This window comes from Prosthecobacter fluviatilis (assembly GCF_042655725.1).
Lineage (GTDB): Bacteria > Verrucomicrobiota > Verrucomicrobiia > Verrucomicrobiales > Verrucomicrobiaceae > Prosthecobacter > Prosthecobacter fluviatilis.
In genome coordinates this window covers 482,872-500,872 of the sequence record NZ_JBHSMQ010000002.1, presented here as the reverse complement: position 1 = coordinate 500,872, position 18,001 = coordinate 482,872, and the positions used below count along the sequence as shown (strand labels likewise).

Below are 18,001 nucleotides of genomic sequence, written 5' to 3'. Positions count from 1 at the left end.
GAGCGGAAATCACTGCGCAACGCAAGGCAGCATCATCGCATCACGCATGCCATGGAGGATTTTTTTGTCGGCCGGGCAAACCGTGGCCAGTACCCCGCCGAGTGCCGGATCGTCATCCTCCTCCGAAACGGCAAAATAGTAGGGGCACAGCCTCACCCGGCTTTGCATCGCGCGCGTGGATTGGCTTGGCTCGTCCCATGCAGGATGGGCAACCACTCTGGCGCGGTGGAATTCCTGCAGCACAAAAGGATTGGTGGGGAAACTGGCCAGTGCTTCATCAATGGCGGAAGCCCACTGCTCCTGTGACAAATCGTGGCCGATGAACACACCGCGCGAACCCCAGCCGCGCTCGGAGAACCCACTGATTTTCAACACCAACTGCCGCAGTTTACCCCCGAAGGATTTCATTTCGTGCCAGCTCTGGATGTCGAGCTTTGGCCAGATGGCGAAGGGAGGCAGAGGCACTGGATCGACGACCCAGCCCATCGGGATGCATTGCTGCAGCAGCGCCAGATGCTCAGCACTGAGTGCTGACCGCCAGTAGTCCGCCAGCGTGGGAGACCAGAACAGAGCGAGCCAGAGTTTCTCTTCGAGAAAGGCTTTGATGGGTGGCGTAAAACTCAGCTCGCCGCGCTCCGCCATGCGCAGCATGACATCAACGTTCTCGACATTGGCGAGGTCAAAGAGTTCAAAGAAGCGGTATATGGACGCGCCGTTGAGCTCATAGGGCTGCACCTCCCAGGGGCGCAGCACACGGCGGCCGAGCTTTTCTGCAAGCCAGTTCATCTCCGGGAGGTAGTCGCCGGACTCACGCGAGATCAGGATGTCCTCGCTCGGAAACGCGGCAGCAAACGCTTCGACCATTCCCATGGCTCCGCCGATCACGTTTTGACCCAGCGCGGCATAGGTTTCATTCAGCCATGCGGTCAAACCGATGCCGCCGGGCAGTGAGTCCAGTTCGGAGATGGTCACACCGGTTTCTGTGAGCACCAGATCTGGGCGCAGAACGCGGGGCAGGTCTTCATGCCAGCGTGGATTGCGACCCAGATCGAGCACGCGCCGCGGTTTGCCCTGATCCAGGAGCTTTGCGACCCACGGGTACGACTCGTCAAAATACAGCCGATTGCATGCGCGCTGAAAACCACGCAGCGCAGGCCCCAAACCGCGAATCAAAGCCACCGTCCTGGCATCTAAAGCGAATGCCTCTGGCGAAAGCACCCATTCTTTTTCAGCAAAGAACCCCTGCTTCGGAAAGGAGGCGCGGATTTGGGAGATGGATTCAAACGCAGATTCAGGCATTGCGAACGATTACGACGGACAAATGCATCTGTCTCACTTCACTTCCGCCACCTTTGCGCCAGCAGAGGGGAGGGTGCGTACGCGCTGTGTCGGACTGAGTCCATATTTTTCGGGCTGATACATGGCTTCGATGCGTGCGGGAGGTGCCGTAGTATCCCCTTCGGCGATGACGCGGGCGAGATACTGGAGGCTGAACTTTCCTTTGGCAGGAGCGAAATCGGTGAAGAACAGGGCGCGGTCTGTGCGGATTTCGCGATGGTCGCAGAACCAGGCCTGGATGCCGTCGGGCAGTTGATCAGCTTCACGTTCGCTCTGGGTGCCGAACTCAGGATTGATGGCTTCAAAAACGGCAGGAAGCGCATCGTCGATGGCGAGGTAGCGGTCTCCACCGCCGATTTCGATCTTGAGGGTGACCACGACCATGTCACCGACACGAAGGTCCTCGGTGCCGGAGGTGGAGCCGTCCATGTTCAGCTCTTCATAGCTGCGCTCGATGGCGTAGCCCTTGTTTTCACCGGCGAAGGCGCGCTGAGGCGGGAAGCTGTGTGCTTCGACGCGTCCGTAGATCTCACGTCCAGTAGGAAGTTCGACGCTGAGCGGCTTGGCACTCAGGGCCTGATTAAGAGCAAAGTTCACATGGGTGCTGGAGAATCCGGCGTTGAGTTGCAGCGGCACAGACTGGGTGTCCCAGCGGCCCGTTGCAGCAAGCGGTTCACCTGCCTTTTTAAGGCTGCGCTCGTAGGCAGCCAGAGCAGTGAGTGTCCACGCATTGGTGAAGGTGTTGCCCCATTCGCCACGACCGTTGCGCGCCTGCAGGATCGCCACCGCAAGCTCCTCCGCCTCTTCGGTCAGTCCCAGATGCGTGTAGCAGATCAAGCGCAGTGCCTTGTTGGCACCGTTGCCAGCCCAGTGGCTCCAGGTGACCGGGCGAGTTGGCGGCACTGATTTAGCCTTCGCTTCGGATTTAGCCGCCTTGCTTTTGCCATCTGCCTTCGCAGGGGAAGCAGCACGTGCCGCAGGCTTCCAGCCGAGCGCATCCTTGATCTGCTGTTCAGGCGCGTTGCTCAGGCACATGGAGAGAGCCAGGTAAAGCCGTGCGATTTCAGGCAGACTCTCACGCCGGCCAAAAAGCAGGTTTTGATACGCAGGCTCCGGTTTGCCTGCCTTGGCAAGGGTATAGAGCGCCAGCGCTGAGTCTGTGATGTTGTAGAGGTCTTTTTCCTCATCCAGCCCGCGCAATTTTTTGGAAAGAAATTCGACCAGCTTGTTGATCGCGTCCGCAGGAACGTCCGCACCTTGCTCCCGTGCCCGGAGCAGCAGCATGCCACCGTAAGCGCTGCCCCAGAGGCTTGGCTCGGTGCCACCCGGCCAATAGGCCAGCCCGCCCTCATCTGTGGTCATTTGCAGCAGTTTGTCCACACCCGCCTGCACAGCCTGTTTTGCCTTGCCACCGCCTAGGAGATCGGGAAAGAGCGGTTCATATTTGCCGAGCGCAAGCCAGGGCATCGTGGCCGAAGTGGTCTGCTCCACACAGCCGTAAGGATAATGCAGCACGTAGCCGATGGCATCGCGTGCCTCAAACAGCCGGCTGTTGCTGATGCCGAGAGAAAGTGCGCCGTCACCCTCGAGCAAGGCGGGGTTTACATCCTTGATGAGGTTCTCATTGGGTTCATCGGCTTTGAGACGTGTGTAGCTGACATAGCGCAGCTCAGGCACAGGATGGTTCACTTCAAATGTCGACACAGTGCTGTCGCTCGCAGCAGCGGGCCAGTCCACGCCTCGTGCAGTCCACTTCCATGTCGCGGTGCCAAGCTGCACGAACTGCACCGGGAAGGCGGTGGCAGCAGTCTCGCCGGCTTTGATCTGCAGAATGACCTTCTGCTGCTTCGCATTTGCGGCGTTGACGGACTTCAGCGCAGCAGGAACGAAATCCCGCTTTTCCTGAATGAAATCCGCAGTGGAATCCAGCTCAAGGGTCACTTCCACGGCACCGGCATTTGGCGTGGTGTTGTGGACGATGGCTTTCACCAAAAATTCATCGCCCAGACGGGCAAACCGAGGCACCGCAGGATCGACCATCAGCGGCTTGTTGATCTTGAAGGCTGATTCGGCGCTGCCAAAGCGATCCACGCCATGAGCGGCCACGGCCATGATGCGATAGCGAGTGAGATTGTCCGGCGCTTTGACGCTGGCGGTCAGACCACCCTGGGCATCCGTGGTGCCCGAAGCGAGCCATAGAGGGGTAACGACGAAATTTTTTCGAATATTCGCATCCGGCCCGGCGCCTTCGCCATCCCCGCCGCCGACGACGAAGCCCTTGTTGCCCCGGTCTCTTGCGGCAGCTTCCTCAGACAGCAGGCTGTCGAAGGACGTGAAGCTGTCCACAGCCAGGGGAAACTCGGCGTGGAAAAAGGCGGAAGGATCAGGCGTCTCATGCTTCATGAGGCTGAGCACGCCTTCGTCCACGGCATAGAGCGTCACATCCGCACCGGCAACCGCAGCGCCTTTGGCATCCGTGACCTTTGCGGTGATTTTCACTTCCTCCGCAGGACGCACTTCATCCCGATCAGGCTTGACTGTGAGCTTCAGATCCTTTGCATCAGATTCCACAGTCAGCGCACAGTAGCCGACTCGATACTCGGGCATCTGGTGCTGTTTGGTGCTGGCCGCAGAACCACGGATGACAGTGACGGACACGTAAGCATTTGGAAAATCATCCTCACCCAGCGGCACGCGGATGATCGGATTTTCGAGCGTGAGCTCTGTGACAAACTGACGATGCAGCTTGTTGCGCTCAACGGTCACCAGCGCAGTGCCAGCGATGGGAGTCTTGACCACGATAACAGCGTCCTCTCCTGGCTTGAGAGTGTTTTTTTCCGGCTGGAGGTTCATGCGGTTTCCATCCTCCATCGCCCATGGAAACTGGCTGCCACCGACGGCGTAGAACGGCATGCGGGAGAGCACTTTGGTGCCCTTGGTGTCCACGGCCTCTGCGGTGACGAAATAGACGCCGCCTACTGCAGGCGTGAATGGGATGCTGGCAGAGGGCGCCGAACCGGCGGTCGGGGTTTTCAAATCGACACTCTGCTTCATTTCCTCACGCAGGATGACCTGGTCCTTGGTCGTCGATCCACCTCCGGCTGTGGCGATCTTGAGCGTGTGGTATTCCTGACGCTCGACTTTGAATTCGACACGCACATCACCTGCGGCGGGAGCTCCTCTGGAATCAATCGCCACCACTTCAAGCTGCAGCGGTTTGCCTGCGGTGCCGAAATACTCCGGGCCTTTGAGCCCCAGCAGGAAATTCGCGCCAGGCACTTCAAACTCAGTGCTGGAGCTGATGGTCTGCTCGTTGATGTCGGTGACTTCGGCATTCACCCGCACCCGCTGCGGCAGCGCCGCACGGTCTGGTGGCGGCTGCGGCATTTCGAGTGTGGCGGTGCCGTCTTCAGCCAGGAAGAGATTGCCGTTCACAAACCACTCGTTTTCCTCCTCATCATCGCCATGCCCTGAGTAGTCGCCATCGGCGTCACGATCCTGGGCATAATGAGACCATGAAGGCGCCTCTCCGAAATGATAGCGGCTGTAGGCGGCCGGAGCCTCGTAGTCGCGCTGCGAGTTCGCGCTCCATTGCACCTTGGCGACGGAGAGCGCCTTGCCCATGTAGTAGTTCGCGGTGAGAGGCAGGTGAATGCGGTCAGGCTGAAATTTGACGGCCTTCGTGTCCAGCTTCACCTCAAAGGTGTTAGGCTTGTAGTCGTCGATGCGGAAGCTCATGCCGCCACCGTCGTTGCTCTGGCTGTTGGCATTGGGAGACTTGAGGTTGATTGAAAGGTCATACCATCCGGCAGGCCCCGTTGGCAGCACCAGATCATCTGCCCAGGCACCGCTGGCGGTGAAAGTGACCGGCTTGTCAACTACGACGCGGTAACGAGGATCGCGGATTACCAGCCGCCCTTCGGCCGGTGCTTGATCAAGGCTCAGATCATCGCCAATGAGCAGACGGGTATGAGCTTTGAAGTGTGCGGTGTCTCCGGGCTTGTAGAGCGGGCGGTCGGAGAACACAAAGGTGCGCCGCTGAGGCTGCCAGACATTCTCATAGGCCTGCGAGATGTCGTAGGGAATGCGAATGCTGCTGCCGCTGCACTCAATGACGGCACAGTCTCCATTTTTTTCCGCCAGCACAAACGCAGGAGACGCCCCCGGCGCGGTGGCAATGCCACTGGCATCTGTGTCTCCGTAGCCGATGAGCTTCAAATCGTTGTCCACCAGCGTCAGACGCACACCGGACACTGGCTTGCCTGTTTCCAGCGATGTCACAAAGACCATCGTCTCACGGCCGTTGCTCTTCTGCATGATCCCGAGATCGGTAAACTGCACAAGGGTCTGGGTCATGACACCCTTTTGTTCGATGCCTGCGGCGGCTGTCCCCTCAAGCTCGATAAAAAGCGGCGCCGCAGGAAAGTCTCCCAGCACTTCACGCCAGTTCAGCTTTAGGATCTCGCTGTGGTCTAGCGGCTTGTTCACCGGGAAGCTGCGGTCAAACACCTGAGTGCCAGGGTAGGCGTCGATGGACTGCATCCTGTAGGCTGCCTTTTGTTTTTCGTTGCCGTAGTAGGCGGACTGGTAGGCACGGTATTGATCCAGCGCCTTGAGCAGTTCCGGCCCGTTGAGGCGCTTGGCTCGCACGCGCACCTGCTTCACGTTGGCAGCGCTGAACTCATAGTTTCCATCCCCCTTGGCAAGCTGGGCGTTGATGAAAGTGGGGGCGGCGAGATAGGGAGGATTGGGGATGAATGTGACCTCGTTTTTATAATTGGCCTGCAGGGGAAGGTTGTCCCCGGACGTCATGGCCATGTCCACAGTGACGGTGTACTTTTTGTTCACTTCAAACGGGCCGGTGAAGCGAAGCGTTTGCCCCAAAATTTCAGCCTTAAGCCCCGTGACGGGCCCTTCGTCCTTGTTGACCACGGACGCCAGCTTCTGCCCCAGAGAGGCGCGGCGGATGGTGACAAAGGGGGCGAGCTTTTGCGCAAAGGCCGCCACCATCTCCGGCGTCATTTCATCATTCGTCGGCGGCAGGAGGCGCTTGTTGAAATCGACATCAATGTAGTAGTCGCTGTCGAACGGTGTATGCGCCTCGACCTCACGCACCTCAAACGGTTTGATCTCACCGAGCTGGATGTCGTCACCCGTGGCGATTTGGTTGACTCCTGAGGTGTTGCTGAGCGTTTCAGCAATCGCCAGGCTCCACTTGCCTACCGAAAGCTGTGTTTCCGGCTCGACGATGATAGCGCTCAGGCGCGCCGCATCATCGCCTACCGAGGGCTTCACCTTGGATATTTCTTCCGCCCACGTTGCCTGGGGCTCGGCGCCCATACGGGTGAAGTCCTTGCCGGTGGCATGACGAACCTTGGCACCCACAGGCTGTGGTGAGGATTCAGACACGAACTTGATGTGCTTGACCACCTCTGCAGGCGTAACGCTGTCGTTGAACTCGAAGAGAAAACGCGGGCTGCGATTCTGAGCATCATCATCAAACCAGCGAGGATGCTGATCGATGATGCGGAAGCGTGCGCTTTCCACAGAGTCGAGCTTTTCAGCCGCAAGGGGTTTGCCGGCAAGATCTGTCAGACCCGCGCGCAGCTTGAACTCATAGCTGGCGGCAAATTTCGGAGCTTGCGTGAGGTGAAAATGCCCGCTGCGAGTGCTCGTCCACTCGAAAGTGCCGGTCAGTTCCGGAATCAGAACCAGCGGTGAAGTGGCTGCGCTTTTGCCGATTTGGTCTTTGGCCACCATGGCCGTGGGAAACACGACTTCGATGGTGGAGTCAGGAGCCAGCTCCTCCGGATTGATGGTGATGCTCGCGTGCAGTTCCTGAGAAGGCGGCGTTTTCGTATCTGCACGGCCTTTTGGCGGAGCCGCATGGCAGAGCTGAATGGCAGAAACAAATGCCAGCGTCATGGCTGGCAGCAGCGCGAGGCTGAAAGTAGTTTTCATGGCGAACAGTGGGTTCGCCGGAGATTAGCACGCCCCCCGCTGGGGCGAGGATATTTTTGGGAAGTTTTTGGAAGCCTGGGACTCCCGCTGACTCAGATCAGTTCGGCAGCTTTGCTCCGAGCCCAGGCATCTGCCTCAATGAGTGCATCAAGATTCGGATGCTCGACCGTCTGATGGGCTGTCATGACGCTCTCGACTGTCTGCCAGATGCCTGGAAATGAGATTTTACCGTTGATAAAGGCATCTACAGCAACCTCGTTGGCGGCGTTGAGGACGGCCGGGAGGGTGCCGCCAACGGTGCCGGCATGGCGGGCCAGATTGATGGCAGGAAAGTCGTCCACGCGGGGGGCTTCGAAAGACAAAGCGCCGACTTTGGCGAAATCGAGCGGCTTCAGATTGTTCGGCACGCGGTCAGGCCAGGTCACGGCATACTGGATGGGAAAGCACATGTCGCTGTGGCTGAGCTGCGCGATGACGCTGTTGTCAGCAAATTCGACCATGCTGTGCACGATGCTCTGGGGATGCACGACGACCTCGATCTTGTCCATGGGCACGTCAAAGAGCCACTTGGCCTCGATCATTTCCAGCCCCTTGTTGAAGAGGGTGGCGCTGTCGATGGTGATCTTGCGGCCCATGGTCCAGGTGGGATGCTTCAGGGCCTGGGCGACGGTGACAGCAGGAAGCTGATCCGCAGGCAGGGTGCGAAAGGGGCCGCCGCTGGCAGTGAGAAGAATGCGCTGTACACTGCTGTGCCGGTGGCCTTCAAGGCACTGAAAGATGGCGTTGTGCTCGCTGTCCACGGGCAGGATGTTCACGCCTTTGCGCTTGGCGGCCTCGGTGACGGCTTCGCCGGCCATGACGAGGATTTCCTTGCTGGCCACCGCCAGGTGCATGCCGCGCTCGATGGCGGCTAGCGCCGGAGCTAACCCGGCGGTGCCCACAATGGCGACGAGCACCATGTCGGCGTCGGATTCGTTCACGAGATCGACCAGTCCCTGCGCGCCTGTGTGCAGTACGACATCCGCAGGCAGCAGCGCACGGGCTTTTGCCGCAGCAGCGGCATCGGTCAGGGCCACCTGCCTGACACCGGTCTCGTGCACCTGCGCCACAAGCGACTCGACGCTGCTGTTCGCGGCCAGGCCGACGATCTGCATGCGCTCAGGGATGTCACATGCGACTTTGAGGGCGCTGGTGCCGATGGAGCCGGTGGAGCCGAGGAGGAGAACTTTGCGCATCACGAATGCTTGCTTTGGCTTATCGTGCGATGGCGGACAAGTAAAAATAAAACACCGGGGCGGTGAACAGCAGACTGTCCGTGAGATCAAGGATGCCGCCGATGCCGGGCAGCGTGTGGCCGCTGTCCTTGATGGCGACACAGCGCTTGAGCACGGACTCAGCAAGATCTCCTGTGACCGCAGTAGCGCAAAGGACCGGGGCAAGGAGCATGCCATGCATCCAGGTGATGGGGGCGATTTTTTCGGGAATCGTTGCCAGCAGCACCGCAGCAGCGGTAAACGAACCGATGAAGGCGCCGACAAATCCCTCCCAGGACTTTGCCGGGCTGATGTGCGGAATCATTTTGTGCTTCCCAAACAACACGCCGACCACATAAGCCCCCATGTCACTGAATTTCGTGACCATGATGAGGAAAAGCACCAGAAAGATGTCGGTGATGCCTTTGCCGTCGGCGTGGAAATACATCAGACGCACCATGAAACCAAAGAAGATGACCGTGTAAACGGTGCCAAAGACGGTGTTGAAGATGCGCTGCAGTGTCAGCGTGCCTTCAAGCTGGTGGCGGTAGCATAGGATAAAAGAGCCGTGCACACTGGCGGTCAGCGCGGCCAGGTCAAACTCCATGGGCGGCGCCTTGTGGCGGGAGGTGGTGTACCACAGCACCACGCCCCAGTACACGATGCAGATGACAAAGCCGAGCGCATTGAAAGAGCGCGCATGCGGGTCATTACGCAGCAGCCGGAAATACTCCACAGCACCCGACACACCGAAAAAACCCGTGATGGCTATGATCAGCCAGGTGTTCTGCCATTGCAGGAATGCCACGGTGAGCAGAGACCAAAGCAGCAGGGTGCTGAACAAACGGGACGCAAAGACACGACTCTTGCTGGGCGCGGAGGTCGGCGTGGCGGCGGCGGTTTCAGGCATGCGGCAGGGTGGGGATGCGCCATTTAGAGCCTATCCCGAAGGCGAGAGCAATGCGATTTCGCATTTGGCCTTGCTTCATGTGCCGTTAATTCGGCGAATCAGGCCCAGCCGCCCCCAACAACCGCCTCCCGATCAACGCTAGAGCGCCCCTCCCGGGGGACAATCCACGCATCATCGGGGGTGGGGCCGGTGGATCAGAGTCCGCCGGCAAAAAACATGCGCAGTTCCTGCAGCCCCTGCCCTTCGGCGCAGACTTCGGCCAGGTTCGATACGGCAGCGGGGATGTGCTGCTCATAATGTGGCTTGCCGAGATTGCGGCTGAGATTGGCGTAGGCCCCCAGCGCCTGCATAAGCCTCTGGGCGGCGCAGAGATAAAACACGTGGCTCACATCACTGAGCGAGAGGCCGCGATGCTCCGCATAGTAGCGCAAAAGGCTGCCGCGCTCCGACTTCGTGAGATTCACGTACGGATCGTAGAGCAGCGAGGCGAGATCGTATTCGGCCAGACCGAGGCGCAGGCCTTGGTAGTCCACCAGCCAGGCTTCCCCAGCGCGGATCAGAACATTCTGACTCTGGAAATCCCGATGAACCAGGCAGCGCTGGAGACGGGAAAGGTGGCGGCGGAGCTGCCTGAGCGACTCGTGGGCGGCCTCAAACTCGGGCGTGTCATGCTCTCGCCCCAGGTAACCAACCACAAAATGCTCGAGGAAGTATCCCTGCTCCCATTCATAGAGCGCCTCGTCAAAGCCGGGCTCGAGTTCGTCAATATCCGCTGGCGTGAGGGTGCTTTCAGTCACTTCATGGAACTTCGCCGCTTCACGCAAGGTGGCTTGATAGAGCGGCATGCGCAGGTCCCATGGGCGCTCATTGAAAGACTGCAGATCGATGCGCCCCAGATCCTCAAGCCAGACACAGAGGCGCTGCTCATCAAAAGCGTAAACCTGCGGCACGTTCGCTCCGATTTTCCTCAGCCTCAAGGTGGCGGGAACGAATTTGGGGTTGTCGCGACGCGCCAAGGTGTAAACCATCAAAATCATTGGGGCACGGTCAGCCTGCCAGTTGAGCCGATAGAAATGGCGGTCGGAAGCCCCCTTGAGGATGACCTCCACCTCACATGGCGTGCTGTTCAGTTCAGGGAACTGTTGGCGGGTGAAGAAGAGCAAGGCCTCGTGTTCGGGGAGCATGATAGATGTGAAGAATGACGAATGCGGAACGCCGGATGTCCAATCCAAAGCCGGGAGTGGCTTAAAAATCAACGTCTTCCGCATTTCCCGCCGCCGTGACACCACTGCGGACGATGCAGCGCCTCAAATCTGCGCCGCCCTGCACCCGGCCGCCTGGCCAGACGATGGTGTCCTCCAGCTGTGCTCCGGCTTCTATCACAGCCCCGGCCCCCACGACATTGATTCCCCGCAGCACTGCCCCGGCCTCGATCTGCGCCAACGGGTCAACTGCCGGAGCATACATGCCGTTCAGAGACGAATGAGCAGAAAGGTAGGCCGTTCGACTGCCCAAATCCCACCAACTGCCCTCGTCGATCACCACAGCCCCGAGCTTTGCCCCGGCGCGGATCATGTTGAGGAAGATGGGGATGACGGACTCTACTTTGCCGGGAGTGATCCAGTCATGGATGGCCGGATCACAGGCATAGATGCCGGTGAAGAGGTATTTCCCCTCGTCGCCAGTGCCAAGCTTGTTGCGGATGTCGGTGACCAGCCCCGTCTGCGAGTCATAGGCGATGTGCAGGGAGGGCCCATGGCTGCGCAAGACGAGGGTGACGAGATTGCCCTTGGTTTGATGTTCATGGATGAGGGGCTGCAGGGGCAGGTCGGTCAGGATGTCTCCGTTGTAGACCAGGAAGGGCTCGCCGCCGAGCAGATCGCGCACATTGGCAATACCGCCTGCGGTTTCCAGCCGCACGGGGCTCTCGTTGCGGAACTGGATCGGCACACCTCGGTAGCTCTGCTCTGGAAAGGCCCGCGCATAGGCCTCGGGAATATGGTGCGTATTGACCACCAGGCGGGATACCCCCGCCGCTATCAGGTGATCAAAGGCATAGGTGATGAGAGGACGGTGGAACACTGGCACGAGCGGCTTAGGAAGCTGCTCCGTCAGAGGTCTCAGTCTCTCGCCAATGCCTGCGCCCAATACAAATGCCTGTTTCACGCGCGGCATTTACGCGAGCACGGTAGCGGTGCAAACGGAAGTTGCCCGCTCTTCACGCCTTAGGCTTGCGGCGGAGCCATGCAACGACCATCACCAGCCCCGCCACAGCAATCAGCGTCGGCAGCATGTACCCGCCCGTGGAGCAGGTTCCGCACATTTCGCACATGCCTTCAAGACTGCCAGAGGCCGCACCAGGGTCCTTCACGGACTCCTCCGTGATGGGGAGCGGAGCCTTGGTGCGCGGCGTGAAAGTCTGCAAATCCAGCACATAGCTGGTTTCTCCAGGAAAGAGGATTTGGTAGCGCTCCACCTTCTTCCCCAGCGCAGTGTTATGGTACAGCACACTCAAGGTTCCGGCTGGCAGGGCCTTGATGGAGTAGCCCTTGCTGCCGGCAGGAAGCTTCGTACGCCAGGTGCCGGTGAGCATGACCGGATCCTCCGGCAGCTTCAAAGGCGCATTTTCGGCAGCGGTAAACTCCCAGGTCAGCTCAGGCTTCACTTCGACAGCAGGGTCGAGAACGACTTCGACCACCTTTTGTGCATACTCCCTGGCTTGCGTCTTGAGTTTCTCCTGCTGTTCCGCCGGTGTGACGCCCAAGTCAGCATTGGTCAGGTAAGGGGCCACATTGGGGTCTGGCTGGAAACTGCGCGGGTCAATTTCCACCTGAAGCGTCCAGTCACCATTCTGTTCAAAATGAGCCCTCACGGCCACATCCGGCAAAGGATGCGCCGGACAGGTGGCTGCAAAAGCCCAAAAAACGGCCACGCCAAGGGTGAAAACTGTATTCTTCATCGGACCAGCGTGGCACAGGCTGAGGCCGTGTGACGAGCTTTTTTCAAAAACCCCACATTTTTTGATTGTCTGAGGTGGCGGCTTTCGTTTTGAATAGGTGCAAATCCGCTCGGTCACTTCCTGACGGAAAGCTAACCACACTCAAACTCAACATGAAATCCATCCTTACCACCCTCGCCGTCCTCGGCCTTTCCGTGTCCGCTTTCGCTGGCTGCGGCAAAATCGACACCACCACTGGCAAGCTCAAGTCCGTTGACGCTGACTCCAAGTCCATCGTCATCGAGGCTGACGGCAAGGAAGTTAAGCTTACCCTGACCGCTGCCGTCAAAGACGCTGACAAGCTTGTCGGCAAGAAGGTTACCGCCACCAGCTCCCACAAGAAGGTCGAGACCCTCAAGGAAGGCTGATTTGCAGTGAGGTGATTCATTCTCCCTCAAGCCCGGAAGCAACCCTTCCGGGCTTTTTCATGCCTGTCTGCAAACCGGACAGCCGACGAATGTGCAATTATTCTTGAGATTGCATGAAATAAATTGTTCCATACGGACTCTTAATGCTGTGCAACGGCTATAAAGCCATTGTCAGCCACTAGCCATCAATACCACACACACTATGAAATCACTTCTCACTCTCGCCTTTGTCTCCACCAGCCTGCTGCTGAGCAGCTGCTCGAACGGCCACTGCGTTTTCGCCAAAAAGAAGGAAAACTGCTCCTCCTGCTGCAGCGCCCCTGCCGCCAAGAAGACCACGGGCCACGCCTGCTGCGCCACCCCTGCCAAGAAGAAGTAGTCTCTGGCAAACCAGCTCTCAAAGCCCGGAGGAGTGTCCTCCGGGCTTTTTTTGTGTCTGACCATGCCGATCTTGCCCGCCATTACGCCTCTTTTGGCCCCACTTGGTTAAAGATGCACGCAAAGTGCAAGTTTAGCCAACGGCTATCGTAAATCGAGTCATGCGACTCAGCCTTTTCTCAGACTACTCCCTGCGCGTGCTCATGTTTGCGGCGCTGAAGGGGGAGACCTTTTCTCTCAGCGAGGTGGCAGAGGCCTACAGCATCTCGCGCCATCACCTCGTGAAGGTGGTGAACTACCTGGCCAAGCTCGGTTACTTGGAAACCCGGCGCGGAAGAGGCGGTGGCATTTCCCTGGGCATGCCGCCTGAGGAAATCCACATCGGCATGGTGGTGCGCCGCACAGAGGACTCGCCGATCATCGTCGAGTGCTTCGACGCGCAGCACAATACCTGCCCAATCAATGGCTCCTGCCGCCTCAAAGGCGCGCTGGCCCAGGCGGTCAATGCCTTCTACGAAAGCCTCGACCGCCATACGCTGCGCGACCTCGTGGCCGGTGCCGCCGGCACTGGCATGAAAAAACAGCTGCTGCCTCAGGAATGACTCACCCCATATCCCAGCCATGAGCACCGCACCATCCCCCGCTTCGACTCAGCGCTCCAGCCTGCTGGGCACGAGCCTGGCCATTTTGCTTTCCGCTTTCCTCCCGCAGCTCCACGCCGAAGACGAGTACGAAAACGCCCCCATCCGCTACTCCGAGACCGAGCCCAATGACGCGACCCAGCGCCTCGAACGCCTGATGGCCGCTGGCAAGGTCAAGATCGACCGCACCGACGCCTGGACCGTGCTGCGCGATGTGATGAAGCAGTTCGACATCCCTCAGGAATCCCAGGTCATGGTCTTCTCCAAGACCAGCAAGCAGAATGACCGCATCAGCCCGCAGACGCCGCGCGTGGTGTACTTCGGCGACAACGCCTACGTCGGCTACTGCCTCGGCGGGAGCATCGAGGTGGCCACCGTGGACCCCAAGCTCGGCCCCGTGTTTTATCTGCTCGACCCTGAAGAAGAACCCGCCAAGCCCCTGCAGTTTCAGCGCGACAACAGCTGCCTAAGCTGCCACGGCGGCCCCTTCTCCCCCGGTGTGCCCGGTGTCATCGTCCGCTCCGTGTATCCTGGCCCGGAAGGACACCCCATCATGAGCCAGGGCAGCACCGTGGTGGACACCACCACCCCTTTCAGCGACCGCTGGGGTGGCTGGTATGTCACCGGCAGGCACGGCAGTATTCTTCATCGTGGCAACGTCACCGCCACCGAGAAGAACGACCAGAGCATCGACATCAATTTCAAATCCGGCGCCAACATCTCCAACCTCGGCAAGTTTTTCGACACAAGCCCCTACAAGCGCAAGCAGAGCGACATCGTGGCCCTCATGGTGTTGGAGCATCAGACCAGCGTGCAGAATATCCTGACCAAGGCCAACCACACATCCCTGCGCGCCATGTACATGCAGACCAGCCTGCAGAAGGAACTGGGAGAGACCGTCACCGCAGAGCCTACTGGAAGTGCACGCCGCATCATCGACCACAGCGCCGAGGACGTGGTGGAGGCGCTGCTCTTTAAAGATGAGGCCGCCCTGCCCGAAGGCGGCATCGAGGGAGATCCCGCCTTCCAGACCGCCTTCACCAAAAATGCCCCGCAGAGCAGCGACGGCCGCAGCCTCAAGGACTTCCAGCTCCTGCACCGCCTTTTCAAATACCGCTGCAGCTACATGGTCTATTCCCTCACCTTTCAGCACCTCACCGCGCCGCTGAAGCAGACCGTGCTAACCCGCCTCTGGACGATCCTGGACGGCAAGGACACCACTGGCAACTTTGCCTATCTTTCCGAAAAGGAACGCACCCATATTCGCCGCATTCTGGCCGAGACGCTCCCCGGCGCCCCCGAGACATGGAGGAAAGCGGTGGCGGCAAAGTGAGCCGTGCTGCGAGTTGAAAATGTGCGCGTTATCTCCACCCTTGCGCCCATGAATCAGCTCCACGTCCTTCTCCTTCTCTGCACTTTATGCCTCACCTCCTGCGGCGAAAAACAGCCTCCAGTGGTGGATTTTTCCGACAAGGACATCGAGCAGGTCAACGAAGGCAAGGAGGCCAGGTACAAAGGCCAGCCGTACACCGGGCTCGTGCGTAACAAGCACTCCAATGGCAAGACCGCCGGCGAGTACCCCTACATCGGCGGAAAGATGCACGGAGTGATGAAGGAATGGTGGGAAAACGGCCAGCAATCCGCAGAAACGAATTTTGACAACGGGCAGCGTCATGGCCTGAACCGCTACTGGGACATGAAAGGCCGCCAGACCAAGGAGCAGATCTACGACCACGACAAGTCCATCAGCGAAAAGCACCTCTGAGCTTGGAACTTTAAACCTGAAACTTTAAACTCAAGTTCGTGGCCGCCCCCGTCATCGCGCTGCTCATCATCGCACTGGTTTCATTGCTGGTGGTGCGAGTGGGTGCCACGGCACTGATGATGACCGGCATCAGCTGGGACACCGCCAGCTTTCAGGCCTACTCGGCATTTTTCGGCGTGGGCTTCACCACCAAGGAGGCAGAGCTGGTGGTGAACCACCCCGTGCGCCGCCGCATCATCCGCGATCTCATCCTGGCCGGAAATGTGGGTCTCACCTCCGCGCTCGCCACCCTCATCGTCACTCTGCTGCAGAGCAGCTCCGGCGGCGACACCATGCTGATGCTCGGCTGGCTGGCAGGTGGCCTTGCAGTGATGCTGCTCATCTCCCGCCTCACGTGGTTTCAAAAGGTGCTCGACCACGTCATCCAGCGCACGCTGGAGCGCACCGGCATGGTGCGTGCGCTGGACTACGAATTGCTGCTGCGCATCCAGCACGGCTATGTGGTTTCTGAGATCGAAGTGCTGCCCGGCACCTTTCTCGCAGGCCGCACCCTGCGCGAATCGCGCCCCTGGGACCAGGGGGTCGTCATTCTCGCCATCACACGTGACGGCCACACCCACTCTGGCATTCCAGCCCGGGATGACCTCATCAAGGCCGGCGACATTCTCACCGCCTATGGCAAGGAAAACAATCTCCTCGCCATGACACAACCCTCTGACCAGCCTTCCCGCAGCTCGCCCAAATCATGAATCTCTCCCATCAAGTCTGCGTCATCACCGGCGGTGCCAAGGGCATCGGCCTAGCCACCGCCCAGGCCCTGCTCGCACGCGGCGCACGTGTGGCATTGCTCGATCTCGAAAACGTGGCACTCGATCATCCGAACGCCCTGTCCATCCGTTGCGATGTCTCCAATGCTGCCGCCGTGCAGTCCGCTGCGGATCAGATCACCGAGCAACTCGGCCCCATCTCCGTCTGGGTCAACAACGCCGGACTCGCACGCCATCGCTGGATCCCCGACTACACGGAGGCGGAGATTGACCTCATGCTGGCGGTGAATCTCAAGGGCACGATCCTCGGCTCCCAGGCGGCCTTGAAGTCCATGATCCCGCACCAACGCGGCCACATCATTAATGTCATCTCCACCGCCAGCCTGCGCGGCATCCCGAGCGAAACCGTGTACTGCGCCGCCAAGTGGGGCGTGCGCGGCTTCACGCAGGGGCTGGCTGAGGAGGCAGCCCCGCATCGCATCCGCGTCACTGCCATCCTGCCCGGCGGCGTGGATACCGCCTTCTGGGACGACGCCTCCCAGCGCCAGGCCCCCAAACAGCTTTTCCTCAAGCCCGAGCACATCGCCGACGGCATCGTCCGCTGCCTGGAAATGGATGACTTCTGCGTCCCGCGCGAGCTGGTGCTGCGCTCTCTGGATGATAGCGACTTCACCGTGAAGCCTGCATAATCATCCCTGCCGCACGATTCCCACTTCATTCACGTATTCTGCACTGCAAATGCTGCCTTCCAGCTTCTGACACCGCAGTCGGCGTTGTGGCTCCAGGCAGCATCAGGTTCTGAATCTTGGGCACTCAAACATGAGCAAACTGACTTTCTCGAAGGCTTCCCGGCGTGACTTTATCAAAGCAGCATCTTGGAGTGCTTTGGCTGCGGCGGGTTCATCAAACACCCTCCTGTGCAGCCAGGCGGCTGCGGCCCCAGACAGCCTGGGAATAGATCCCCCACCAGCCGGATTCATCCCTCTCTTCGATGGCCACACCTGGGCCAACTGGCAGCACGAAGCCCATCTCGATGGCGTCTGGGAAATCGCCGATGGCGTCATTCGCCTGCGCACCGACGAGCCGCCGCGCATCGCAGGCAAGGACTACAACCTCTCCACCGCGAAGAAGGACAAAGACTTTGCGCTGCTCATCGACTGGCGTCTCACTGGCAAACCTGTGGTGAAACCGCATCAGTGGCTCATGGACGACGGCCAGTTTCACACCGATGCCGCCGGCAAGGTGATCATGAAAGACAATCTGACCTGGGGAGACAGCGGCATCTATGTGCGTGGTGCACGTGCCGCGCAGGTCAATATCTGGTGCCAGCCCTGCGGCAGCGGAGAAGTGGGCACAAAGTTTAAGGACACCGAGGCAACGAAAGAAGAGCGCATGAAGACCATGCCCAGCGTCCGTGCCGACAAAGGCCCCGGTGAGTGGAACCGCTTCAGCATCACCCTGCGCGGGGACCGCGTGGATGTGACGCTCAACGGAGCGGACATCATCCAGGACGCACGCGTGAAACAGATTCCCGCCGAAGGCCCCATCACCCTCCAAAACCACAAGGATGGCGTGGAGTTCCGCCGCATCTTCATCAAAGAACTGGATCACTAGCCTGCTCG

The 18,001-nt window shown here is 59.5% G+C and carries 15 protein-coding genes; 8 read left to right on the top strand and 7 right to left on the bottom strand.

Features of this window, described 5'->3' with window-relative positions; genetic code table 11:
• Positions 1-9: 9 nt before the first annotated feature.
• The 7 genes from ACFQDI_RS07040 to ACFQDI_RS07010 form a co-directional block, all read right to left on the bottom strand.
• Positions 10-1,179, bottom strand: coding sequence for a hypothetical protein (locus tag ACFQDI_RS07040; RefSeq protein ID WP_377164841.1), 1,170 nt, complete (start codon positions 1,177-1,179; stop codon positions 10-12).
• A 153-nt stretch (positions 1,180-1,332) separates the two neighbouring features.
• Positions 1,333-7,299, bottom strand: a complete 5,967-nt coding sequence (locus ACFQDI_RS07035; RefSeq protein WP_377164839.1) for an alpha-2-macroglobulin family protein — start codon at positions 7,297-7,299, stop codon at positions 1,333-1,335.
• A gap of 92 nt (positions 7,300-7,391) precedes the next feature.
• Complete coding sequence (locus ACFQDI_RS07030) at positions 7,392-8,534, bottom strand: 1-deoxy-D-xylulose-5-phosphate reductoisomerase (RefSeq protein ID WP_377164837.1); 1,143 nt, start codon at positions 8,532-8,534, stop codon at positions 7,392-7,394.
• Between the two features lie 19 nt (positions 8,535-8,553).
• Positions 8,554-9,462, bottom strand: a complete 909-nt coding sequence (locus ACFQDI_RS07025; RefSeq protein WP_377164835.1) for a phosphatidate cytidylyltransferase — start codon at positions 9,460-9,462, stop codon at positions 8,554-8,556.
• Positions 9,463-9,656: 194 nt separating this feature from the next.
• Positions 9,657-10,646 carry an aminoglycoside phosphotransferase family protein gene (locus tag ACFQDI_RS07020; RefSeq protein WP_377164833.1) on the bottom strand — a complete coding sequence of 330 codons (990 nt, stop codon included), beginning with the start codon at positions 10,644-10,646 and terminating at the stop codon, positions 9,657-9,659.
• A gap of 61 nt (positions 10,647-10,707) precedes the next feature.
• Positions 10,708-11,637 carry a nucleotidyltransferase family protein gene (locus ACFQDI_RS07015; RefSeq protein WP_377164831.1) on the bottom strand — a complete coding sequence of 310 codons (930 nt, stop codon included), beginning with the start codon at positions 11,635-11,637 and terminating at the stop codon, positions 10,708-10,710.
• Positions 11,638-11,680: 43 nt separating this feature from the next.
• Complete coding sequence (locus ACFQDI_RS07010) at positions 11,681-12,421, bottom strand: hypothetical protein (protein WP_377164829.1); 741 nt, start codon at positions 12,419-12,421, stop codon at positions 11,681-11,683.
• Between the two features lie 152 nt (positions 12,422-12,573).
• Here ACFQDI_RS07010 and ACFQDI_RS07005 point away from each other — a divergent pair, with 152 nt between their 5' ends.
• The 8 genes from ACFQDI_RS07005 to ACFQDI_RS06970 all read left to right on the top strand — a co-directional run bounded on the left by ACFQDI_RS07005 (position 12,574) and on the right by ACFQDI_RS06970 (position 17,993).
• Positions 12,574-12,828 (top strand): hypothetical protein, encoded by a 255-nt coding sequence (locus ACFQDI_RS07005; protein WP_377164827.1) that lies wholly within the window; start codon positions 12,574-12,576, stop codon positions 12,826-12,828.
• 202 nt (positions 12,829-13,030) lie between these two features.
• Positions 13,031-13,207, top strand: a complete 177-nt coding sequence (locus ACFQDI_RS07000; protein WP_377164825.1) for a hypothetical protein — start codon at positions 13,031-13,033, stop codon at positions 13,205-13,207.
• 160 nt (positions 13,208-13,367) lie between these two features.
• Positions 13,368-13,808, top strand: a complete 441-nt coding sequence (locus ACFQDI_RS06995; protein WP_377164823.1) for an Rrf2 family transcriptional regulator — start codon at positions 13,368-13,370, stop codon at positions 13,806-13,808.
• Between the two features lie 19 nt (positions 13,809-13,827).
• A complete protein-coding gene (locus tag ACFQDI_RS06990) occupies positions 13,828-15,180 on the top strand; it encodes a hypothetical protein (RefSeq protein ID WP_377164821.1) in 1,353 nt (450 codons plus the stop codon).
• Between the two features lie 48 nt (positions 15,181-15,228).
• The gene (locus tag ACFQDI_RS06985; protein ID WP_377164819.1) at positions 15,229-15,612 is read left to right on the top strand and encodes a toxin-antitoxin system YwqK family antitoxin; all 384 of its coding nucleotides are present in this window, start codon (positions 15,229-15,231) and stop codon (positions 15,610-15,612) included.
• A gap of 38 nt (positions 15,613-15,650) precedes the next feature.
• Complete coding sequence (locus tag ACFQDI_RS06980) at positions 15,651-16,361, top strand: TrkA C-terminal domain-containing protein (protein WP_377164817.1); 711 nt, start codon at positions 15,651-15,653, stop codon at positions 16,359-16,361.
• A complete protein-coding gene (locus ACFQDI_RS06975; RefSeq protein WP_377164815.1) occupies positions 16,358-17,068 on the top strand; it encodes an SDR family oxidoreductase in 711 nt (236 codons plus the stop codon). Before ACFQDI_RS06980 ends, ACFQDI_RS06975 begins: the two co-directional genes overlap by 4 nt.
• Before the next feature lie 130 nt (positions 17,069-17,198).
• On the top strand, positions 17,199-17,993 hold the full coding sequence (locus tag ACFQDI_RS06970; protein WP_377164813.1) for a 3-keto-disaccharide hydrolase: 795 nt from the start codon (positions 17,199-17,201) through the stop codon (positions 17,991-17,993).
• Positions 17,994-18,001: the final 8 nt, after the last annotated feature.